We start from the raw sequence: 22,135 nt of genomic DNA on the forward strand, positions 1-22,135 counted from the left end.
CTCATTCAGAGTCAAGCGTTTATTTTGCTTTTCTCCGTCGGCTTTCGCGGCTGATATTCAGCGCTGAAGCCTGCTGACCCGGCGGCGTGCTGGCCGTTGTTCCGTGTCAGTGGAGGCGCATTATAGGCGGTAATTCTGAGGTGACAAGTATAAATTCAAAAAAATGATGCGTTCGATTACTTTTCACACAAAACCACGTTCAGACTTTAATTCTTGCCTGGTTTTTAAACAAAAACGAGCCCGTCGGGCCCGTTTTTGTCGTTTTGTGATTTACTGCACTGCCACTATCCGATCATCTTTCACCACCAGCTGCACTTCTTTACCGGGAATAAGTTCACCGGAAAGGATTTGCTGCGCCAGCGGGTTTTCGATCTGCTGCTGGATGGCGCGTTTTAACGGCCGCGCGCCATACACCGGATCGTAACCGTTCGCACTCAGCAGCTTCAGCGCCTCATCTGACATGCGCACTTCATAGCCGCGCTCTTCCAGACGTTTGTACAGACGCTGCAGCTGGATCTGAGCAATAGAGGCAATGTGTTTTTCACCCAGCGGGTGGAATACCACGACCTCATCTATACGGTTGATGAATTCCGGACGGAAGCTTTGGCTGACAACGCCCATAATCACATCTTTCATATGACTATAATCCAGCTCACCAAACCGTTCCTGAATCAGGTCGGATCCAAGGTTAGAGGTCATAATGACGACCGTATTACGGAAATCGACCGTTCTCCCCTGCCCGTCCGTCAAACGCCCGTCATCCAGCACCTGCAGCAGAATGTTGAACACATCAGGATGCGCTTTTTCGACTTCATCCAGCAAAATTACCGAATAAGGACGACGGCGCACGGCTTCCGTCAGATAGCCGCCCTCTTCATAACCGACGTATCCCGGAGGCGCACCCACCAGCCGCGAGACGGAGTGTTTCTCCATAAACTCGGACATATCGATACGCACCATCGCGTCATCGCTATCGAACATAAAATTCGCCAGCGTTTTACACAGCTCGGTTTTACCGACACCGGTCGGCCCAAGGAACAGGAACGAGCCGATAGGACGGTTAGGGTCGGACAAGCCGGCACGGCTACGGCGAATCGCGTTCGATACCGCTTCAACCGCCTCGTTCTGACCAATCACCCGGCTATGCAGCTCCTGCTCCATGCGCAGCAGTTTTTCACGCTCGCCTTCCATCATTCGCGCTACCGGAATACCGGTCCAGCGCGCCAGCACTTCCGCAATTTCCGCATCCGTCACTTTATTACGCAACAGACGCATCGTTTTACCTTCAGACTGCGTAGCCGCTGCCAGCTGTTTTTCCAGCTCCGGGATTTTGCCGTACTGCAGTTCAGACATCCGGGCCAGGTCGCCAACGCGTCGCGCCTGCTCGATGGCAATTTTTGCCTGTTCCAGCTCAGCTTTAATCGTCTGGGTTCCGGAGAGCGACGCTTTTTCCGCCTTCCACTCTTCTTCTAATACAGAATACTGACGTTCTTTATCCGCCAGCTCTTCATTCAGCATATCCAGACGCTTCAGGCTTGCCTCGTCGGCTTCTTTCTTCAGCGCCTGCTGCTCCAGCTTGAGCTGAATAATACGTCTGTCGAGTCGGTCGAGCTCTTCCGGCTTCGAGTCAATCTGCATACGAATACTTGAAGCTGCTTCATCAATCAGGTCAATCGCTTTGTCCGGCAGCTGTCGGTCGGCAATGTAGCGATGCGACAAGGTTGCGGCCGCGACGATAGCCGGATCGGTGATCTGCACATGGTGATGCAGCTCATAGCGCTCTTTTAAGCCGCGCAGAATCGCAATGGTGTCTTCCACCGAAGGTTCGGCCACGAAGACTTTCTGGAAACGCCGCTCCAGGGCTGCATCTTTTTCAATATATTGCCGATACTCATCAAGAGTGGTCGCGCCGACGCAGTGCAGTTCACCGCGCGCCAGCGCGGGCTTCAGCATATTGCCTGCATCCATCGCGCCGTCCGCTTTCCCCGCCCCGACCATAGTGTGCAGCTCATCGATAAACAGAATGACGTTGCCTTCCTGCTTCGAGAGATCGTTCAGCACGCCTTTCAGACGCTCTTCAAACTCGCCGCGATACTTAGCTCCAGCCACCAGCGCGCCCATATCCAGCGCCAGTACCCGGCGGCCTTTTAGCCCTTCCGGCACTTCGCCATTGACGATGCGCTGCGCCAGACCTTCAACAATGGCCGTTTTACCGACGCCAGGCTCACCGATAAGCACCGGGTTATTTTTAGTTCGCCGCTGCAGTACCTGAATAGTACGGCGAATCTCTTCATCACGACCAATGACCGGATCCAGCTTGCCCTGTTCAGCACGCTCGGTCAGATCGACGGTAAATTTTTTCAATGCCTGACGTTGGTCTTCGGCACCCTGATCGTTCACGCTTTCACCTCCACGCATTTGTTCAATCGCCTGAGTCACATTGGCGGTTGTTGCACCGGCGGATTTCAAAAGATCGGTTAGCGTACCGCGTGATTCAAGCGCCGCCAGAACGAACAGTTCCGACGAAATAAAGTTGTCCTTCCGCTTTTGCGCCAGCTTGTCGCAAAGGTTCAGAATACGCACCAAATCCTGGGACGGCTGCACGTCGCCGCCGGTGCCTTCCACCTGCGGTAAACGGCTCAAGGCCTGAGTAATACTGGTACTTAACTCGCCGGCGTTAATGCCCGCAGAAGTTAATAAAGGACGTACCGATCCCCCTTCCTGATTAAGCAAGGCGCTCATTAGATGAAGAGGTTCGATGAATTGGTTGTCGTGCCCTAGCGCGAGCGACTGGGCATCGGCAAGAGCAAGCTGGAATTTATTGGTAAGACGGTCCAGACGCATAACTCCTCCCATAACAGGTCAAATTTGCTACTGGAGATTAAATGAGGTCATCCCTCAATTATTCAAGGTTAAAGACCTGAACTATGCGAAAAATAAGTCTGCCTTCCGGACCGTCTTGATACACCAGGTTATATCAGCCAGATAAAACTAGCCATACGACCCGTCGTCCTGTCGCGACGATAAGAGAAAAAATCATCCTTTTCGCTTAGCGTGCAGCGATCGCCGCCGAAGATTTGCTCCACGCCGACGTTAGCCAGGCGCTGGCGAGCCAGCTGATAGATATTGGCAAAGTATTTCTCACCAGCCGGACGAAAAGCGCTGTCGGCCTTCGCGTCTTTGCTCATAAAGGCTTCACGAACTTCCGCGCCGACTTCAAAAGCGTCGGGGCCGATAGCCGGACCGAGCCACGCCAGGATATTCTCCGGCTTATCAGCGAAGCAGGCGACCGTTTCCTCCAGCACGCCGTCGCATAATCCGCGCCAGCCAGCGTGAGCCGCCGCCACTTCGGTACCGGCACGGTTGCAAAAAAGCACCGGCAGGCAGTCAGCGGTCATGACGGCGCAAACGGTGCCCGGCGTATTACAGTATGACGCATCCGCGCATTTTGAGGCATACGGCCCGCCGTCGAGTTTCAGCACCGCCGTACCGTGAACCTGTTCGAGCCACACCGGATACGCGGGGAGCCCGCCTGCGGCAAACATCCGCCGGCGGTTTTCCTCAACGTCCGGCAGATTGTCTCCGCAATGGGCGCCCAGATTGAGCGAGCCATACGGAGGCAGGCTCACGCCGCCAACGCGCGTGGAGCTACAGGCCGCCACGCTTTCCGGCATTGGCCACTGCGGTACAATCAGTTTAGTCATAGCCAGTCAATACGATCCTTATGCTCTTCATAATCGGCGCGCATGGCATCGATCAGCTCAACCATATCCTGAGGGATCGGCGCATGCCATTCCATCTCAATACCGCTAACCGGGTGATACAGACGCAGCATGGTGGCGTGCAGAGCCTGACGATCGAACTGGCGCAGTGCGGTAATGAACTCCTCTGACGCCCCTTTCGGCGGACGTGGACGGCCGCCGTATACCTGATCGCCGACCAGCGGATGGGTGATATGCGCCATGTGTACGCGGATCTGGTGAGTACGACCGGTTTCCAGACGCAGGCGCAGGCGCGTATGAATACGGAAATGCTCCATAATGCGGTAATGCGTTACCGCCGGTTTACCCATCGGGTGCACCGCCATATGCGTACGCTTGGTCGGGTGACGACTAATCGGTTCTTCTACCGTACCGCCAGACGTCATGTGACCAATCGCTACCGCTTCGTATTCGCGGGTAATTTCGCGCAGCTGCAGTGATTCCACCAGACGCGTTTGCGCCGGGATAGTTTTCGCCACAACCATCAGGCCGGTGGTGTCCTTATCCAGTCGGTGGACAATGCCCGCACGCGGAACATCGGCAATCGCCGGATAGTAGTGCAGCAGCGCATTCAGCACAGTACCGTCAGGATTGCCCGCTCCTGGATGGACGACCAGGCCGCGCGGTTTATTGATCACGAGGATGTCGTCATCCTCGTAGACGATATTGAGCGGAATATCCTGCGGTTCGAAGCGCACATCTTCTTCGATTTCAACATCGATAGAGACGCTTTCTCCCCCTAAAACTTTTTCTTTCGGCTTGTCGCTGACAGTGCCGTTTACCAGCACTCGCTGGTCAAGGATCCATTCTTTTATGCGCGAACGCGAATAATCCGGGAACATTTCGGCCAAAGCCTGATCTAAGCGTTGCCCGAGTTGATTTTCGGACACCGTTGCGGTGAGTTGTACTCGTTGTGCCATATACAGCTTCTTCGTTTAACGTTGGGTTTTACGGCTTTGCCGTATAATATAGTGTGCTATTGTAGCTGGTCTTAATCGGGAGCAGGAACAGAGATTCTCCCGCATAAACATTTTGAGGAAGTCAAAACGTCATGACGCGCATGAAATACCTGGTGGCAGCTGCCACACTGAGCCTGGCTTTGGTGGGTTGCTCCGGCTCAAAGGAAGAGGTGCCTGATAATCCGCCGAATGAAATCTACGCGACTGCCCAGCAAAAACTGCAGGACGGTAACTGGAAACAGGCGATAACGCAACTGGAAGCGTTGGATAATCGCTATCCGTTCGGCCCTTATTCCCAACAGGTACAGCTGGACCTGATTTATGCGTACTACAAAAATGCCGATCTGCCATTAGCTCAGGCGGCCATCGACCGCTTTGTTCGTCTGAACCCGACCCATCCTAACATTGATTACGTCATTTATATGCGTGGTCTGACAAATATGGCTCTGGATGATAGTGCGCTGCAAGGATTCTTCGGTGTCGATCGCTCCGATCGCGACCCCCAGCACGCACGCGATGCCTTCAATGACTTCTCGAAGCTGGTGCGCGGCTATCCGAACAGCCAGTATTCGACCGACGCCTACAAACGTATGGTGTTCCTGAAGGATCGTCTGGCGAAGTACGAACTGTCGGTGGTTGATTACTATACCGACCGCGGCGCGTGGGTTGCCGTCGTAAACCGCGTTGATGGCATGCTGCGCAGCTATCCTGATGCGCAGGCTACCCGCGATGCATTGCCGAAAATGGAAAACGCCTATCGCCAGATGCAAATGAATGCGCAGGCAGATAAGGTGGCCAAAATTATCGCGGCTAACAGTAAAAATACCTGATCGCTTTTGATGTAAGCAAAACGGCAGCCCCAGGGCTGCCGTTTTTTTATTCATCTGACTTATAAGCTGAAGCGTTTTAGCGTCAGGTCATCCCATCAAATATGACTCTCTTTCCGCGGTTCGACAAGTAAAATCTCCCCCGTTCCTGCCCTGCCTCACAAATTGCATTTGTTGACAAAAAGTGACATTAAAATGTGATTTAGATCACGCATTTTGACATTGGGCGAGGTATGCTGAGTTCACCAAGACGGGAAAGACAAGAGGTAAAATTTATGACAATGAACATTACCAGTAAACAAATGGAAATTACTCCGGCTATTCGCCAGCATGTCGCAGACCGTCTCGCCAAATTGGATAAATGGCAAACCCACTTAATCAACCCGCACATCATTCTCTCCAAGGAGCCGCAAGGTTTTGTCGCTGACGCAACCATCAATACGCCAAATGGTCATCTGGTTGCCAGCGCGAGAAGTGAAGATATGTACGCCGCGATCAACGAATTAATCAACAAGCTGGAACGGCAGCTGAACAAAGTGCAACACAAAGGGGAAGCCCGCCGCGCCGCAACATCGGTGAAAGAGGCAGGCTTTGTGGAAGAAGAAGAGTAATCCTGAACTTTACTGTCCTTAACTTAATATTGTGTAACGCCACGCGCCTTCGGGCGCGTTTTTTATTGACAGGATGAAAACAGTCCGGGTACTGTAATCCCAGCCGATTAAAGGAATTTATCTTGAAACTACTGCCGTTCTTCTTCGCATTCTTTTTTACCTTCCCCTAACCGGGAGGCAATTCGTCGTGTGATAAAGAATGCGAAGACGAACTACAAGGCCTCCCACCAGGGAGGCCTTTTTTATTTATGCCCGCTATTTTTCAGGTTGCACGCGCGCCGTCGGTAGCTCGAACGATTTAGGGTATCTACACCAATAACAAGAAAGGCAACACATATGACCGAGGAAAACCCATTACTGGCCCTGCGCGATAAGATAAGCGCCCTGGATGAAAAGCTGCTCGCGCTGCTGGCAGAACGCCGTGGGCTGGCTGTCGAAGTCGGGAAGGCAAAGCTGGCGTCGCATCGCCCGGTACGCGATATCGACCGTGAGCGTGACCTGCTGGACCGCCTGATGACGCTGGGTAAAGCCCACCATCTGGATGCGCACTACATCACCCGGCTGTTCCAGCTGATCATCGAGGATTCCGTTCTCACCCAGCAAACCCTGCTGCAGCAGCATCTGAATAAGATCAACCCACATTCAGCGCGCGTGGCTTTTCTGGGGCCAAAAGGGTCATACTCTCACCTTGCCGCACGACAATACGCGGCCCGCCATTTTGAACAGTTCATCGAAAGCGGCTGCGCCAGGTTTGCCGATATCTTCAACCAGGTTGAGACCGGTCAGGCTGACTACGCGGTAGTGCCAATCGAAAATACCAGCTCTGGCGGGATCAACGACGTCTACGATCTGCTGCAGCACACCAGTCTGTCGATCGTTGGCGAACTAACGATCCCTATCGATCACTGCGTTCTGGTTGCCGCCTCTACCGATCCGCAGCAAATTACCACCGTCTACAGCCATCCGCAGCCGTTCCAGCAGTGTAGCCAGTATCTAAGCCGCTACCCGCACTGGAAAATCGAATATACCGAAAGTACCTCGGCGGCGATGGAGAAAGTCGCGCAGGCCAAATCGCCAACCATCGCGGCGCTGGGCAGCGAAGCCGGCGGTGCGCTGTACGGACTGCAGGTGCTTGAACACTGCGAGGCAAACCAAACGCAAAATATCACCCGCTTCCTGGTACTGGCGCGCAAAGCGGTGAATGTTTCCGATCAGGTTCCGGCAAAAACCACCCTGCTCATTGCGACCGGCCAGCAGGCGGGTGCGCTGGTCGAAGCGCTGCTGGTACTGCGCAACCACAACCTGATCATGACCAAGCTGGAGTCGCGCCCAATCTACGGCAATCCGTGGGAAGAGATGTTTTATCTGGATATCCAGGCGAACCTGGAATCAATCCCCATGCGCAAGGCGCTCAAGGAGCTGGCGGAGATCACCCGGTCAATGAAAGTTCTGGGCTGCTATCCTGGCGAAAACGTGGTTCCCGTTGAGCCAATCTAACGCTCGATAAAGGCCCGCTTCTTCATCCCTGCCACCGCAACCGGCAGGGTGAAGATAGCCCCGGAGAGCGGGTATTTCTCAACTTCATCCGCAGCCATATTTTCCCGGGTAGTGGTGATAAACAGCGTACGCATATCCGCACCGCCAAAACAGACCATCGTCGGGCAGCGTACCGGCAGACGATACTCGGCCAGCTGTTCACCGGTTGGCGAGAAGCGCGCTATACGCCAGCCGTCAAACATCGCGCTCCAGTAGCACCCTTCCACATCGATAGCCGCGCCGTCAGGAATGCCTTCCCCCGGCTGAAAGCGACGGAAAACCTCGCGCGTGCCCGGCTCGCCCTGATTATCCAGCGGCGTACGGTAGATAACGGCGTTCGGCGTATCCGAGGTATACATCCAGCGCCGATCCTCGCTAAAGGCCAGGCCGTTAGCGCCGTGGATATCGCACTGGATGACCCGCGGGGTAAGATCGCTATCGATACGCACCAGCAGCGCACCGTTATAATCTCCCGGCGCCCAGAAGGTTCCGGCGTAAAAGCGTCCGTCGCGATCCGTCCCGCCGTCATTAAAACGAGCCAACTGCGGGTTGCTTGGGTTATCGCAGATTTTACGCCGCAGCAGGCCGTGCGCATCGGTTAACCAGATAGCGCTACGCAGCGCCACGATAAAGCCGCCCTTCTCGCGCAGAGCAAAGCAGCCGACCTCTTCAGGAAATTGCAGGACCTGATGCTCCCCGCTGCGGACGTCGTAGCGGTGAATTTCGCACTCCATAATATCGGCCCAGTACAAGGCTTGCTCAGCGTCGTTCCAGGTCGGGCATTCCGGCAGGTGTCCGGCGTAATCAAACAGCGGTTGCGGTTCAGCCATCGTTTTCATCCCTATAAAAAAAGCCAGCGGGTTTCCCCTCTGGCTTTGATTATATACGGTTTTCAGCTACTGCCGATTATCATTCGCCTGGCGGAGCAGCGTACGGCTTTCGCTCTGGAAGCGCTGGGCATAATCGCCAAACCAGTGCTCAACTTTGCGGAAGCTGTCGATAAACGCCTGTTTATCCCCCTGCTCCAGCAGGCCAATCGCCTCACCAAAACGCTGGTAGTAGCGCTTAATCAGCGCCAGGTTACTCTCCGACGACATAATAATGTCGGCGTAAAGCTGCGGATCCTGGGCAAACAGCCGGCCCACCATCGCCAGCTCAAGCCGGTAGATCGGTGATGACAGCGCCAGCAGCTGCTCCAGGCGAACGTTCTCCTCCGCCAGGTGCAGGCCGTAGGCAAAGGTCGCAAAGTGGCGCAGAGCCTGAATAAACGCCATATTCTGATCGTGCTCGACGGCGCTGATACGATGCAGACGAGCGCCCCAAACCTGAATTTGCTCAAGGAACCACTGATAGGCTTCCGGCTGACGGCCGTCGCAGTAGACTACCACCTGCTTAGCGAGGCTGCCGCTGTCCGGGCCGAACATCGGATGCAGGCCCAGCACCGGGCCATTATGCGCCGCCAGCATCGCCTGCAGCGGTTCCGCTTTAACTGACGCCAGGTCAACCAAAATGCAGTCTGCCGGCAGCGAAGGAAGCCGGGCAATCGTTTCAACCGTTGCGTGAATGGGTACGCTGACGATCACCATCCCGGCGTCGGCGACAATCTCCGTCGCCCGCGGCCAGTCTTCTTTCTCCAGAATACGTACCTGGTAGCCAGAAAGCGTCAGCATTTTCTCGAACAGGCGCCCCATCTGCCCGCCGCCGCCGACAATCACCACCGGGCGCAGGTTCGGGCAGAGCGTTTTAAAGCCTTTGTCGTTTTCGCTGGAATAGGACTCGCGCATCACTCGGCGCAGCACGTCTTCAATCAGATCCGGCGGCACGCCAAGCGCGGCCGCCTCTTCGCGACGGGAGGCCAGCATCGCCGCCTCCCGTTCCGGGACGTAAATAGGCAGGCCGTATTTGCTCTTGACCTCGCCAACTTCCGCCACCAGCTCCAGGCGCCTGGCCAGCAGGCCCAGCAGCGCCTTATCAACTTCATCAATTTGATCGCGCAACGCGGTCAGTTCAGCAACCATACAATCCTCTTACGCCAGACGAGCCGCCAGATGGCCGCGCAGATCCTTATCAAGTTCGCGGAGCAACGCATCGGTGGTTTCCCAGCTGATGCAAGCATCGGTGACGGATACGCCGTATTTCATATCACAACGCGGCTGCTCAGAGGACTGGTTACCTTCGTGGATATTACTCTCAATCATCAGACCAATAATGGAACGGTTGCCATCCTTGATCTGCGCGACGACGGATTCTGCCACCGCTGGCTGACGGCGGTAGTCTTTATTGGAATTACCATGACTGCAATCTACCATCAGCGACGGTTTCAGTCCCGCCTGAGTCATCTCTTTTTCGCATTGCTCAACATCTTCCGGGCCGTAGTTTGGCGCTTTACCGCCGCGCAGAATGACGTGACCATCCGGGTTGCCCTGGGTTTGCAGCAGGCAGACCTGACCCGCCTGGTTAATCCCAACAAAGCGGTGCGGCATCGCTGCGGCACGCATGGCGTTAATCGCCGTCGCCAGGCTACCGTCGGTACCATTTTTAAAGCCGACCGGCATCGACAGGCCGGATGCCATTTCGCGGTGCGTCTGGGATTCGGTGGTACGTGCGCCGATCGCGGACCAGCTGAACAGATCGCCAAGGTACTGCGGGCTGTTTGGGTCCAGCGCTTCGGTCGCCAGCGGCAGCCCCATATTTACCAGCTCAACCAGCAGTCGACGCGCAATCTTCAGACCGCCTTCAACATCAAACGAGCCATCCATGTGCGGATCGTTAATCAGCCCTTTCCAACCGACGGTGGTACGGGGTTTTTCAAAATAGACGCGCATTACCAGGTAGAGGCTATCGCTGACCTCAGCGGCAAGTGCTTTAAAACGATGAGCGTACTCAATTGCCGCTTCCGGATCGTGAATTGAGCAAGGACCGCAGACGACCAGCAGACGCGGATCGCGGCCGGCAATGATCTCAGAAATTGTCTGGCGAGACTGCGCGATTTGCGCTTCCTGCTCGATATTCAGAGGAAACTCAGCTTTCAGCTGGTCCGGGGTCAGTAAAACCTGTTCATCGGTAATATGTACGTTATTCAGCGCGTCTTTTTGCATGATTGCGATCCTGTGTAGCTCGTTTGCGATAGTGTTTTCCTCACTGAGGAGGACGTAACGATACCACACAAAGTAAAGATTTCAATCCATATTACGTAAATTTTACGTTACACCAGCAAAATAAATGGCCTTTCATCCATCACTAACCGTAAAGTTAACTTAACACCACCCATATTAGCCGCCAAAAACTTATCCTCCGGGCCGCCTTTTCTTTACGAAAAATCCTGGCCAAAATTAACGCATTGCACGGGCGACGGCTAATGACGGTTTTCACCAACAATGCTATCCTTCGGCCAGGCATCAGCGCACTGCAATTCACGTACTATGACGAACCAGACGGATCCGTTAATGAAACAGTTGCACCGTCTTTTTTTGATTTCTTTGTTATTCATCGTGAGCTATCCCGCTTTTGCCGCCGGGCAGTCGACAAATGTGCGAGCCATTGTTTCGGGGATCGTGACGTATACCCGCTGGCCAGAACTATCCGCCCCGCCCAGACTGTGTATTTTCTCTACGTCACGCTATACCCACAGCCTGACCCAGCAATCGCCTGAGGCTTTACCCTACCAGCCGGTGGTTGTTCACAGTACAGAAGAAGCGTTGAATACGGTTTGTGATGGTTTTTATTTTGGCAGCGAATCGCCGTTACAGCAGTCCGAATTCACCTCTAAATACCGGCCAAGGCCCCTATTACTTATTGCGGAACAGAATACCGATTGCGCTATTGGCAGTGCTTTTTGCCTGATCATCAATGACGACAGGGTCAAATTCTCCGTTAATCTTGATGTCCTGACGCACAGCGGTGTGCGGGTCAATCCAGATGTACTGATGCTTGCCCGGAAAAACGCACATGAATAAGGATTATCCTCAGGGCCCGCGCCCCACCTTCAAAAGAGCGTTACGCCGTATCAGCATGATAAGCGTAATCATATCGATGACTTTGGTCTGGCTGCTGCTCAGCACCGCCTCCGTATTCACGCTGAAACAATACGCGCAGAAGAATCTGGAGCTGACTGCCGCGACGATGAGCCGCAGTCTTGAAGCAGCGCTGGTGTTTGGCGATAGCGCGGCGGCAGAAGATACGCTGGCGACGCTGGGGAAGCAGGGACAGTTTTCCGAAGCGCTGGTGCTTGATAGCCAGAAAAAGCATTTTGCCCTCTGGCATAACCACGATCTGGTAAGCCAGGAAAAACTCAGCGGCCTTATCAGCAGGTGGCTTTTCCCACTGCCGACCACGCAGCCCATCTGGCATGAAGGGAAAATTATCGGCGAGCTTCGCCTGACGGCGCTGGACCGGTTGATAAGCCACTTCCTCGGCATTTCGATTATCGTCCTGACCAGCAGCATCCTGCTGGCGTCCTTTATCGCCCTGCTGCTGACCCACTCTCTGCACCGCGGCATCGTCACCGCGCTGCAGAGCATTACCGAAGTGGTGCACGATATCCGGGAAAACCGTCACTTCTCGCGTCGCGTTCCCGAAGAGCACATTGAAGAGTTTCATCTTTTCGCCCAGGACTTTAATAGCCTGCTCGGCGAGATGGAGGACTGGCAGCGGCAGCTACAGGCCAAAAACGCCCAGCTCCTGCGCAGCTCTCTGCACGATCCGCTGACCGGGCTTGCCAACCGCGCGGCGTTTCGCAACGTCATCAACAAACTCATGAACGACGACGTTACCCACCGTAGCTCCGCGCTCCTGTTCCTTGATGGCGACAACTTCAAGCTCATCAACGATAACTGGGGGCACGCGACGGGCGATAAGGTCTTAATCGAAGTAGCCAGCCGGCTGATGACGTTTGCCGGTACCGAGCATCAGGCATGGCGACTAGGCGGCGACGAATTTGCGATTCTGCTGCGCAACGTTCACACAGAGGCCGAAGTCCAGGCGCAGTGCGCTTTACTCTCGGCACAGTTTCTCCAGCCGTTCAATCTGCACAACGGCCATACCGCTACCCTGTCGCTCAGTATTGGTTACGCGCTGGCGTGGGAGCATACTTCTGCCGAAAATCTGCAAGAGTTTGCCGATCAAAATATGTATCGGATGAAAAATCAACGTTTGCAGCAAGTACAAAAATAAAAGGAATCATCATGCTCAGGAAATATTTTGCTCCCGCCCTGCTGGCCGCGGTTTTTCTCACCGGCTGTCAGGCTCCGCAAGGAAAATTCTCTCAGCAGCAGGTTGCGGCGATGAAATCCTATGGCTTTACGGAAAGTAACGGCGACTGGTCCCTCGGCCTATCTGACTCCATCCTGTTTGATAAAAACGACTACCACCTGCGCGCTGATAGCCGGCAGCAAATTCACAGCATGGCTTCCCGCCTCGCCTCAACCGGGATTATGCACAGTCGTTTAGATGGTCATACGGATAACTATGGCGAAGATGGCTACAACGAGATGCTGTCGCTGAAACGAGCAAACAGCGTCGCGGACGCCTGGGCGGAAGGCGCCGGCATTCCGCGCGGCAATTTAACGACCCGCGGGCTGGGCAAAAAATATCCTATTGTCAGTAACGATACGGCAAAAGGACGTGCCGAAAACCGCCGGGTTACGGTTGTTATCAGCACGCCTTAGTTCCCTTAGTTCCCTTAGTTCCCTTAGTTCCCTTAGTCTACTGAACTGGCGAGCGTCACGGCCGTGGCCGCACGCCAGCGCAGATAGTCAACGGTAATACACAGCAGCAGGCTGGCGCCCATCAGCGGCAGCCCCAGCCCCAGCAGGACGGCAGCCACCAGCGTAAGCGTACGGGCCGGCCATGCCAGATTAAGCCATGCCTGCACCAGCGTACTTGCCGGGTTAAACGCCGCCTTCGGCGGACGGCGAATCCACCATAAGCGATACCCAACGACAATCATCACGCACAGCGCCGAGCCAAAGGCGATCAGCAGCAGCTGATTAGCCAGGCCAAAGAGGATCCCCATGTGGAAATCGACGCCCCAGCGGGTGAGTTTCGCCATCAGCGGGAAATCGGCAAAGCGCGTACGGTCAACAACCTGCATCCGTTCGCCATCAATCGCCACCGCGTCAACCTGGGTCGGCCAGCTTCGGTCTATTTCGTTCACCGTCCAGGCGAACTCCGCCCCCTTCGGTGGACGAATCTCAAGCTTGCTGGCATCGAGACCTGCGCTACGCGCGAGCGTCAGCACCCGATCAAACTGCTCGCCCTTCAGAGGCGGCATAGTTTCGGGCATCGCCATATTCCCCATATGATGCTCAGCATGGGCATCATGAGCCATCGGCAGCGTGGCATGCAGGCGGGCGTTGACCTGCGGCGTCAGCCAGCCGAAAGCGGCGCGCATCTTATCGACATTATCCCCGGCCCACTGCGACCAGGTTAAGCCGGTCGCGGAGAACAGCAGCATTCCCGCCAGCAGCACCCAGCCGAGAGAAGCATGCAGCCGGCGCGTATTTTGCTGGCGGTTATTGATACGCCGCCGGGGCCGGGTCATTGCCCACAGCGCAATGCCCCCCAGCGCGGCAACCCACATCCAGGACGCCGCCAGCTCGCTATACAGCCGGCCGATATTACCTGCCAGCAGCGACCTGTGCGCGTAATCAATCCACTGGCGCAGGGGCAAAATACCGCTGGTGCCATAGACCGTCATATCGCCTTTAACCCGTAAGGTCACCGGATCGATAAACAGCGCCCGGGATTCAGATTCTCCCAGCTGCGGGTCGGCGAACATCACCCGTGTCGTCTCGCCGTCGGCAATGGCCGGTCGCACCGCCTGCAGGCGAAGACTCCCCTGAGTCAGCCCCTCCGCGACCGCTATTTGGGCGCTCAGCGGCTGCTTCTCCCCACCGGCTGTCGCGCTCAGCGCGTCGTGATACAGCCAGTTCTCCAGCTGCGGCGTGGCGACATACAGCGTACCGGTTAGCGCAGCCACGAAGATAAACGGCCCGATAAACAGACCAATATAAAAATGAAGACGTCGCAGCAGGTTCAGCCATGCCGCGCGCGAGGTGCAGGTTGTCATACTTTTCCTTTCCGAAAGCAAAAAGAGAACGTTGCGCGGTGCGCACATTATTTTTTTATCAACAGGAAACAGCAGACTGGCGCGGCGGCGCGCGGGTATCGGGATAGAGCCAGGGGAAGTAGTGCCAATGCTTCTGCACCGGGCGAGCCGTAAAGATACGCAGCCGACGCAGGATGAAGGTGATAAGCAGCGCCAGCGCCAGCAGCAGGCCCGGCACGTGGGCTAACAGCACGCAGTAGCCGCAGGCCTCGGCGTGGTCAGCCGGCATGGTATGCGAAGGCGCAGACGCCTGTGGAGCAGAATGGGACATCGTCATGGCGTGAGGCGTTTCCGCCATCATCATCGCGTGATGCATCCCGGGCATCGCGCCCATCGGATCTTTTTGCAATGAGATAGAGATCAGCGGCGCGACGACGATCAGCAGGATCGAAAACAGCGCCAGCCACGCGGCCCGCCGTTGATGTGCTGACTGTCGATAAATATTGCCGGCCACCGCCCCTCCATCGTGAGGGCGATATTGTAAATGATTTACATCAAGATAGTTAAAACAAAGATAAAAAAAGGGCCAGCCTATCAGGCCAGCCCTTTTTATCAGGATGTCGCGAAAGCGAATCTTAGTTAAGACGCTCTTTGATACGAGCAGACTTACCGGTACGCTCACGCAGATAGTACAGTTTAGCTTTACGTACAGCACCACGACGTTTAACAGCAATGCTGTCAACTACCGGAGAGTGAGTCTGGAAGACACGCTCAACGCCTTCGCCGTTGGAAATTTTGCGAACAGTGAATGCAGAGTGCAGACCGCGGTTACGAATAGCGATAACCACGCCCTCGAATGCCTGCAGACGTTTTTTGGAACCTTCAACAACCCATACTTTCACTTCCACGGTATCACCCGGACGGAAGGAAGGTACGTCCTGCTTCATCTGTTCTTGTTCAATTTGCTTAATAATGTTGCTCATAATTTAATCTCTTATCCTGGGTAAACTGATATTGGGGGCGTTACGCCATCCCATCATGTTTATGCTGCTGTTTTGCGTGTTCAGTTTTGAACTGCGCCAGCAACTTTGCTTGCTCTTCAGTCAGAGCCAGGTTTTCCAAAAGTTCAGGTCTTCTAAGCCAGGTGCGGCCCAGCGACTGTTTCAAACGCCAGCGACGTATCTCAGCATGGTTTCCCGACAGCAATACCGGCGGTACTTCCATCTCTTCTAACACTTCAGGGCGGGTATAGTGTGGGCAGTCCAGCAAACCGTCGGCAAAGGAATCTTCCGTTGCCGAAGCTTCATGACCCAGAACCCCCGGAATGAACCGGGAAACGGAATCAATCAGCGTCATTGCTGGTAACTCACCACCGCTGAGAACGTAATCGCCGATTGACCATTCTTCATCAATTTCGGTCTGAATTACGCGCTCGTCTATCCCTTCGTAGCGACCGCACACCAAAATCAGCTTCTGATTTGTTGCCAGTTCGCTGACGCCAGCTTGATCAAGCTTGCGTCCCTGAGGCGACAGATATATCACCTTAGCGCCTTCACCTGCCGCGGCTTTTGCTGTATGGATGGCGTCCCGCAAGGGTTGCACCATCATTAACATCCCCGGTCCGCCGCCGTAAGGACGATCGTCCACGGTACGGTGCCGGTCATGCGCGAAGTCACGAGGACTCCAGCTCTGGATGCTCAGCAGGCCATTTTTTACTGCCCGGCCAGTTACCCCGTAATCGGTAATTGCGCGGAACATTTCAGGAAACAGGCTAATTATGCCAATCCACATAGCGCCGTCTTTTACCGTTTATCCGGAGAATTTAAAAACCAGGATCCCAATCTACTTCGATTGTACGAGTAGCGAGATCGACTTTCTTGATAACCTGCCCATCGAGGAACGGAACCAGCCGCTCCTTGATGCCAAACGCATCTTTCAGGTTTGCCTTGATGACGAGAACGTCATTTGACCCGGTTTCCATCATATCGATGACTTTACCCAGGCCATAGCCTTCAGTGGTGACTACCTGGCAGCCCATCAGGTCTTTCCAGTAATAGTCGCCCTCTCCCAGCTTCGGCAGCTGCGAGGAATCCACGATAATTTCGCAATTAGTCAGCAGATTCGCAGCATCGCGATCGTCAATGCCCTTCAGCTTGATGACGATATCCTGATTGTGGTGGCGCCAGCTTTCCAGCTCAACGGCCTGCCACTGACCCGCCTTCTGGATTAACCAGGGCTGATAGTCAAAAATGCTTTCGGCGTCTTCGGTGGAGGAAAACACTCTGAGCCAACCACGGATACCGTAGGAAGAACCCATTTTGCCCAATACGATCGGATCAACAGGTGCTTGTGCGGTGTGTTGCTTGCTCATCATGACCACCGTGACAGATTAAGCTGCTTTGTTCGCTGCTTTGATCAGCGTAGCTACGCGATCGGAAACGGTAGCGCCCTGGCCAACCCAGTGAGCGATACGATCCAGATCCAGACGAGTTTCTTCTTCTTTCGCGGAAGCGATCGGGTTGAAGAAACCAACGCGCTCGATGAAGCGACCGTTGCGTGCATTACGGCTGTCGGTGACAACAACCTGGTAGAACGGACGCTTTTTAGCGCCGTGACGAGCTAAACGAATAGTTACCATAACATCCTCTTGTGTGAATAGAACACCCGGGCCCCATCGAGGAACGGGGCCCGGGTGTCATATTAAAAGCCCGAAAATTTTACTCATTTTTGGGGAAATTGCAATCAGCAGTTGATAAGTCTGCTATAAAAGGCCGTCGGCGGTGCGGTCAGTTCGGTGCCGACGTGCGCGCAGCCACCGGAACGTACACGTAGTACGTGAGGATGGCGAGCACACCCCGGTGCCGAAATGGCAAACAAGCCAGGCCGATTAGCGACCAGGGAAGCCCGGCGGCATCATCCCTTTCATACCGCGCATCATCTTCATCATGCCGCCTTTCGACTTCATCTTCTTCATCATGCGCTGCATATCGTCGAACTGCTTGAGCAGACGGTTAACGTCCTGCACCTGCAGCCCGCAGCCCGCGGCGATGCGGCGCTTGCGCGAACCTTTGATGATCTCAGGCTTGGCGCGCTCTTTCAGCGTCATCGAGTTGATGATCGCTTCCATCCGCACCAGCACTTTATCGTCCATCTGCGACTTAACGTTGTCCGGGATCTGCCCCATGCCCGGCAGCTTGCCCATCAGGCTAGCCATGCCGCCCATGTTCTTCATCTGGCGCAGCTGCTCGAGGAAGTCGGTGAGGTCAAAGCCGTCGCCCTTCTTCAGCTTGGAGGCCAGCTTTTCAGCCTGCGCGCGGTCAACCTTGCTCTCGATATCTTCGATCAGCGACAGCACGTCGCCCATGCCGAGGATACGGGAGGCAATACGATCCGGGTGGAACGGTTCAAGGGCTTCGGTTTTTTCGCCGACGCCGAGGAATTTAATCGGTTTACCGGTGATATGACGAATCGACAGCGCCGCGCCGCCGCGGGCGTCGCCGTCCACTTTGGTCAGCACAACGCCGGTCAGCGGCAGCGCTTCGTTAAACGCTTTCGCCGTGTTCGCCGCATCCTGGCCGGTCATCGCATCGACGACAAACAGGGTCTCTACCGGGTTAAGGGCAGCGTGAACCTGCTTGATTTCGTCCATCATCGCTTCGTCGACGTGCAGACGGCCGGCGGTATCCACCAGCAGCACGTCGTAAAACTTCAGCTTCGCTTCTTTCAGCGCGGCATTAACGATATCGATCGGTTTCTGGCCGACGTCGGACGGGAAGAAATCAACGCTCACCTGCTCGGCCAGCGTTTCCAGCTGTTTAATCGCCGCCGGGCGATAAACGTCCGCGGAGACAACCAGCACCTTCTTCTTGTGCTTCTCGCGCAGGAATTTACCCAGCTTCGCGACGCTGGTGGTTTTACCCGCACCCTGCAGGCCCGCCATCAGCACAACGGCCGGCGGCTGAGCGGCTAAATCCAGAGCCTGGTTCTCTTCGCCCATCGCCGCAACCAGCTCGTTGCGCACAATCTTGACGAATTCCTGGCCCGGGGTCAGGCTTTTGTTAACTTCATGACCCACCGCGCTCTCTTTTACGCGGCTGATGAAATCACGCACGACGGGCAGAGCAACGTCCGCCTCCAGCAGCGCCATGCGCACTTCGCGCAGGGTTTCTTTAATGTTGTCTTCGGTAAGGCGTCCGCGGCCGCTGATGTTGCGCAGCGAACGCGACAAACGATCGGTTAAATTATCAAACATTGTCTCTCGCCTGAGGTGGAAACTGTCGGTCGCCGCAGCGACACCACAAATACAAATTTGCGGCAGTATAACACGACATGTACCGGGATGTGATGCAACGGTTGGAGCAGACGTCGCGTAACGCTATACTGCTTCTCTTTCTTGTTTAGTCAACAGTCGACGCCCATATGCCTGTTTTTGCTCTACTCTCGCTTGTCGCCTATTCCGTCAGCCTGGCGCTGATCGTCCCCGGCCTGCTGCAAAAGAACAGCAGCTGGCGGCGGATGGCGATACTTTCCGCAACTATTGCGTTGATTTGTCATGCTTTTGCGCTGGAGTCACGCATTTTCCCCGGCGGCGGTAGCGGGCAAAATCTCAGCTTACTCAACGTCGGCTCGCTGGTCAGCCTGATGATCTGTACGGTGATGACCATCGTCGCCTCACGCAACCGAGGCTGGCTGCTGCTGCCCATCGTCTACGCTTTTGCGCTGATTAATCTGGCCTTCGCCACCTTCGTTCCAAACGAATACATCACGCACCTGGAAACAACCCCGGGCATGCTGGTGCACATTGGCCTGTCGCTCTTCTCTTACGCAACGCTGATCATTGCCGCCCTGTATGCCCTGCAGCTGGCCTGGATTGACTACCAGCTGAAAAACAAAAAGCTGGCTTTTAGTCACGAAATGCCGCCGCTGATGAGCATTGAGCGTAAAATGTTTCATATCACCCAGGTCGGCGTGGTGCTGCTGACGCTGACGCTGTGCACCGGGCTGTTCTACATGCACAACCTGTTTAGTACGGAAAATATTGATAAAGCCGTGCTGTCGATCGTGGCGTGGTTCGTTTATATCGTTCTGCTATGGGGACACTACCATGAAGGCTGGCGCGGTCGCCGGGTCGTCTGGTTTAACGTCACCGGCGCAGGGCTACTGACGCTGGCTTATTTTGGCAGCCGCGTCCTTCAGCAGTTTATTAGCTAAATCCAGACTACGAGCAACCACACCGGGCAGCATTACGACAGGTCATCTGAACGCCGGCAGCGCTGAGCAACCGCCGCGTACTCTGAGTACGCGAAGGTTCCGGGCTCTGCCGGATCGGGCCGGTAATCGCCCGGTGGGACAGGCTTTAAGGAGTCCCTCCTGGAACACATTTCTACCACCACGCTAATCGTGACCTTGATTATCATGGTGATCATTTCAGCCTATTTCTCCGGCTCTGAGACCGGCATGATGACGCTAAACCGCTACCGTCTGCGCCATATGGCGAAGCAGGGCAATCGTCAGGCCAGGCGCGTCGAAAAGCTGCTGCGCAAACCCGATCGCCTAATCAGCCTGGTGCTGATCGGCAACAACCTGGTCAATATCCTCGCCTCTGCTCTGGGGACTATCGTGGGTATGCGCCTGTACGGCGATGCCGGGGTGGCGATCGCCACCGGCGTTCTGACCTTCGTGGTGCTGGTATTTGCCGAGGTCCTACCCAAAACTATCGCCGCGCTGTATCCGGAGAAAGTCGCCTACCCGAGCAGCTTCTTACTGGCGCCGCTGCAGGTGCTGATGATGCCGCTGGTGTGGCTGCTGAACACCATCACCCGCCTTCTGATGCGAATGATGGGCATCAAAACCGATATCATTATCAGCGGAGCGCTGAGCAAAGATGAGCTGCGCACCATCGTAAATGAATCGCGCACGCAAATCTCCCGCCGCAATCAGGACATGCTGCTCTCGGTGCTGGACCTCGAGAAGGTCAGCGTGGACGATATTATGGTTCCACGTAATGAGATCATCGGTATCGATATTAACGATGACTGGAAATCCATCGTCCGCCAGCTCACCCACTCGCCGCACGGCCGCATTGTGCTCTACCGCGGTTCGCTGGATGACTCCATCAGCATGCTGCGCGTCAGGGAAGCCTATCGCCTGATGACCGAGAAAAAAGAGTTCACCAAAGAGGTGATGCTCCGCGCCGCGGACGAGATTTACTTCGTGCCGGAAGGCACGCCGCTGAGCACGCAGCTGGTGAAGTTCCAGCGCAATAAGAAGAAGGTGGGACTGGTGGTCGATGAGTATGGCGATATCCAGGGCCTGGTGACGGTTGAAGATATTCTGGAAGAGATTGTCGGCGACTTCACCACCTCGATGTCGCCCACCCTGGCGGAGGAAGTGACCCCGCTAAACGACGGCTCGGTGATTATTGACGGCAGCGCCAACGTTCGTGAAATCAATAAGGCGTTTAACTGGCATCTGCCGGAAGACGAAGCCCGAACGATTAACGGCATTATTCTCGAAGCGCTGGAAGAGATCCCGGCTCCCGGCACCCGCGTGCGCATCGAGCAGTACGACATCGATATTCTCGACGTTCAGGACAATATGATTAAGCAGGTGAAGGTGATGCCGGTGAAGCCTATTCGTGAAAGCGCGGCGGAATAATCGCCCGCCCGATGGAGCGGTGAAACTCGGTTCGCCGTTTTTTGCCGCCAAACCGGCGCCAGCGCAGGGAAATAAAGCATAAAAAAACGGCCACCCGCGGGCGGCCGTTTTACAGCGAATTACTTCGCCTTCGCCACGGTCACCATCGCTGCGCGAATAGTACGGCCGTTCAGGGTGTAGCCTTTTTGCATTACGCCCAGCACGTTGCCCGCCGCCACGTCTTCAGACTCAACCATCGCGATAGCCTGATGAACGTTAGGATCCAGCGGCACGTTGGTATCGGCAATCACTTCCACGCCGAATTTATGGACAACGTCCAGCATCGACTTCAGCGTCAGCTCAATACCTTCAACCATTGAAGCCATGTCCGGGTTGGCTTTATCGGCCACTTCCAGCGCGCGGTCCAGGCTATCGATCACCGGCAGCAGTTCGTTTACGAACTTCTCCAGAGCGAATTTATGCGCCTTTTCCACGTCGAGCTCGGTGCGACGACGCAGGTTTTCCATTTCCGCTTTTACGCGCAGGACACCTTCGCGTTCACGAGTCTGGGCTTCAACCAACTGCGCTTCCAGATTCGCAATTTTTTCATCGCGCGGATCCACCTGGTCAGCAGAAACCTCAGGCTCAACCGCCTCAACGTTCTCGTGCTGTTCCGTGATAATTTCTTCCGGGGCTTGCCCGTCAGGCGTTTTCTGTTCTTTACTACTCATGAATTTCTCCGCGTTTTTTTCGCATT

At 55.2% G+C, this 22,135-nt stretch carries 23 protein-coding genes and 1 other annotated feature; of the genes, 9 read left to right on the forward strand and 14 right to left on the reverse strand.

From position 1 onward, the window contains the following. Positions 1 to 270 precede the first annotated feature (270 nt). From clpB to rluD, 3 genes are all read right to left on the reverse strand, one after another. Positions 271 to 2,844 (reverse strand): ATP-dependent chaperone ClpB, encoded by a 2,574-nt coding sequence (gene clpB, locus GO007_RS28165; protein WP_095105646.1) that lies wholly within the window; start codon positions 2,842 to 2,844, stop codon positions 271 to 273. A 128-nt stretch (positions 2,845 to 2,972) separates the two neighbouring features. Next, complete coding sequence (yfiH, locus tag GO007_RS28170; RefSeq protein ID WP_095105648.1) at positions 2,973 to 3,704, reverse strand: purine nucleoside phosphorylase YfiH; 732 nt, start codon at positions 3,702 to 3,704, stop codon at positions 2,973 to 2,975. After that, on the reverse strand, positions 3,701 to 4,681 hold the full coding sequence (rluD, locus tag GO007_RS28175; RefSeq protein WP_095105650.1) for a 23S rRNA pseudouridine(1911/1915/1917) synthase RluD: 981 nt from the start codon (positions 4,679 to 4,681) through the stop codon (positions 3,701 to 3,703). Before rluD ends, yfiH begins: the two co-directional genes overlap by 4 nt. 131 nt (positions 4,682 to 4,812) lie before the next feature. On the opposite strand from rluD, the gene bamD reads away from it, so the two are divergent. From bamD to pheA, 4 genes are all read left to right on the forward strand, one after another. After that, a complete protein-coding gene (gene bamD, locus GO007_RS28180; RefSeq protein ID WP_095105652.1) occupies positions 4,813 to 5,550 on the forward strand; it encodes an outer membrane protein assembly factor BamD in 738 nt (245 codons plus the stop codon). A 272-nt stretch (positions 5,551 to 5,822) separates the two neighbouring features. Then, entirely contained in the window at positions 5,823 to 6,158 is a 336-nt protein-coding gene (raiA, locus tag GO007_RS28185) for a ribosome-associated translation inhibitor RaiA (protein ID WP_045855684.1), read from the forward strand. Positions 6,159 to 6,279: 121 nt separating this feature from the next. Beyond that, positions 6,280 to 6,404 (forward strand) — a sequence feature (Phe leader region). Continuing rightward, positions 6,281 to 6,328: a pheA operon leader peptide PheL gene (pheL, locus tag GO007_RS29010; RefSeq protein ID WP_121497579.1), complete on the forward strand. Its 48-nt coding sequence runs from the start codon at positions 6,281 to 6,283 to the stop codon at positions 6,326 to 6,328. Its footprint overlaps the feature before it by 48 nt. A gap of 90 nt (positions 6,405 to 6,494) precedes the next feature. Then, complete coding sequence (gene pheA, locus GO007_RS28190; protein ID WP_095105654.1) at positions 6,495 to 7,655, forward strand: bifunctional chorismate mutase/prephenate dehydratase; 1,161 nt, start codon at positions 6,495 to 6,497, stop codon at positions 7,653 to 7,655. Here pheA and GO007_RS28195 read toward each other — a convergent pair. The 3 genes from GO007_RS28195 to aroF all read right to left on the reverse strand — a co-directional run bounded on the left by GO007_RS28195 (position 7,652) and on the right by aroF (position 10,792). After that, a complete protein-coding gene (locus GO007_RS28195) occupies positions 7,652 to 8,524 on the reverse strand; it encodes an SMP-30/gluconolactonase/LRE family protein (RefSeq protein WP_095105686.1) in 873 nt (290 codons plus the stop codon). The two genes, pheA and GO007_RS28195, sit on opposite strands and share 4 nt — an antisense overlap. 66 nt (positions 8,525 to 8,590) lie before the next feature. After that, positions 8,591 to 9,712 (reverse strand): bifunctional chorismate mutase/prephenate dehydrogenase, encoded by a 1,122-nt coding sequence (gene tyrA / locus GO007_RS28200; RefSeq protein ID WP_095105656.1) that lies wholly within the window; start codon positions 9,710 to 9,712, stop codon positions 8,591 to 8,593. 9 nt (positions 9,713 to 9,721) lie between these two features. Further along, positions 9,722 to 10,792 carry a 3-deoxy-7-phosphoheptulonate synthase AroF gene (aroF, locus tag GO007_RS28205; RefSeq protein WP_095105658.1) on the reverse strand — a complete coding sequence of 357 codons (1,071 nt, stop codon included), beginning with the start codon at positions 10,790 to 10,792 and terminating at the stop codon, positions 9,722 to 9,724. A gap of 348 nt (positions 10,793 to 11,140) precedes the next feature. On the opposite strand from aroF, the gene GO007_RS28210 reads away from it, so the two are divergent. From GO007_RS28210 to GO007_RS28220, 3 genes are read left to right on the forward strand one after another with little or no spacing between them, the layout of a single operon-like run. Beyond that, positions 11,141 to 11,650: a regulatory sequestration protein YfiR gene (locus GO007_RS28210; RefSeq protein WP_095105687.1), complete on the forward strand. Its 510-nt coding sequence runs from the start codon at positions 11,141 to 11,143 to the stop codon at positions 11,648 to 11,650. Next, positions 11,643 to 12,866, forward strand: coding sequence for a diguanylate cyclase DgcN/YfiN (gene dgcN, locus GO007_RS28215; RefSeq protein WP_095105660.1), 1,224 nt, complete (start codon positions 11,643 to 11,645; stop codon positions 12,864 to 12,866). Before GO007_RS28210 ends, dgcN begins: the two co-directional genes overlap by 8 nt. Before the next feature lie 11 nt (positions 12,867 to 12,877). Beyond that, the gene (locus GO007_RS28220) at positions 12,878 to 13,360 is read left to right on the forward strand and encodes an OmpA family protein (protein WP_095105662.1); all 483 of its coding nucleotides are present in this window, start codon (positions 12,878 to 12,880) and stop codon (positions 13,358 to 13,360) included. Positions 13,361 to 13,392: 32 nt separating this feature from the next. Here GO007_RS28220 and GO007_RS28225 read toward each other — a convergent pair whose 3' ends face one another. From GO007_RS28225 to ffh, 7 genes are all read right to left on the reverse strand, one after another. After that, complete coding sequence (locus GO007_RS28225; RefSeq protein WP_095105664.1) at positions 13,393 to 14,763, reverse strand: PepSY-associated TM helix domain-containing protein; 1,371 nt, start codon at positions 14,761 to 14,763, stop codon at positions 13,393 to 13,395. A gap of 58 nt (positions 14,764 to 14,821) precedes the next feature. Next, positions 14,822 to 15,256: a DUF2946 domain-containing protein gene (locus GO007_RS28230; protein WP_095105666.1), complete on the reverse strand. Its 435-nt coding sequence runs from the start codon at positions 15,254 to 15,256 to the stop codon at positions 14,822 to 14,824. A gap of 121 nt (positions 15,257 to 15,377) precedes the next feature. Next, a complete protein-coding gene (gene rplS / locus GO007_RS28235; protein ID WP_006178051.1) occupies positions 15,378 to 15,725 on the reverse strand; it encodes a 50S ribosomal protein L19 in 348 nt (115 codons plus the stop codon). A gap of 40 nt (positions 15,726 to 15,765) precedes the next feature. Then, on the reverse strand, positions 15,766 to 16,533 hold the full coding sequence (trmD, locus tag GO007_RS28240) for a tRNA (guanosine(37)-N1)-methyltransferase TrmD (protein WP_095105668.1): 768 nt from the start codon (positions 16,531 to 16,533) through the stop codon (positions 15,766 to 15,768). Positions 16,534 to 16,564: 31 nt separating this feature from the next. Further along, positions 16,565 to 17,113, reverse strand: coding sequence for a ribosome maturation factor RimM (rimM, locus tag GO007_RS28245; RefSeq protein ID WP_095105670.1), 549 nt, complete (start codon positions 17,111 to 17,113; stop codon positions 16,565 to 16,567). An 18-nt stretch (positions 17,114 to 17,131) separates the two neighbouring features. After that, positions 17,132 to 17,380 carry a 30S ribosomal protein S16 gene (gene rpsP, locus GO007_RS28250; protein WP_041146791.1) on the reverse strand — a complete coding sequence of 83 codons (249 nt, stop codon included), beginning with the start codon at positions 17,378 to 17,380 and terminating at the stop codon, positions 17,132 to 17,134. 249 nt (positions 17,381 to 17,629) lie between these two features. Next, positions 17,630 to 18,994, reverse strand: a complete 1,365-nt coding sequence (ffh, locus tag GO007_RS28255) for a signal recognition particle protein (protein ID WP_095105673.1) — start codon at positions 18,992 to 18,994, stop codon at positions 17,630 to 17,632. 167 nt (positions 18,995 to 19,161) lie between these two features. Here ffh and GO007_RS28260 point away from each other — a divergent pair, with 167 nt between their 5' ends. Both GO007_RS28260 and GO007_RS28265 read left to right on the forward strand, forming a co-directional pair. Continuing rightward, a complete protein-coding gene (locus GO007_RS28260) occupies positions 19,162 to 19,953 on the forward strand; it encodes a cytochrome C assembly family protein (RefSeq protein ID WP_095105675.1) in 792 nt (263 codons plus the stop codon). A 159-nt stretch (positions 19,954 to 20,112) separates the two neighbouring features. Then, on the forward strand, positions 20,113 to 21,399 hold the full coding sequence (locus GO007_RS28265) for an HlyC/CorC family transporter (protein ID WP_095105677.1): 1,287 nt from the start codon (positions 20,113 to 20,115) through the stop codon (positions 21,397 to 21,399). Between the two features lie 119 nt (positions 21,400 to 21,518). Here GO007_RS28265 and grpE read toward each other — a convergent pair whose 3' ends face one another. Next, positions 21,519 to 22,109 carry a nucleotide exchange factor GrpE gene (gene grpE / locus GO007_RS28270; protein ID WP_095105679.1) on the reverse strand — a complete coding sequence of 197 codons (591 nt, stop codon included), beginning with the start codon at positions 22,107 to 22,109 and terminating at the stop codon, positions 21,519 to 21,521. Positions 22,110 to 22,135 lie beyond the last annotated feature (26 nt).

This window comes from Klebsiella sp. 10-1 (assembly GCF_009758445.1).
In the GTDB taxonomy this organism is placed as follows: domain Bacteria; phylum Pseudomonadota; class Gammaproteobacteria; order Enterobacterales; family Enterobacteriaceae; genus Klebsiella; species Klebsiella scottii.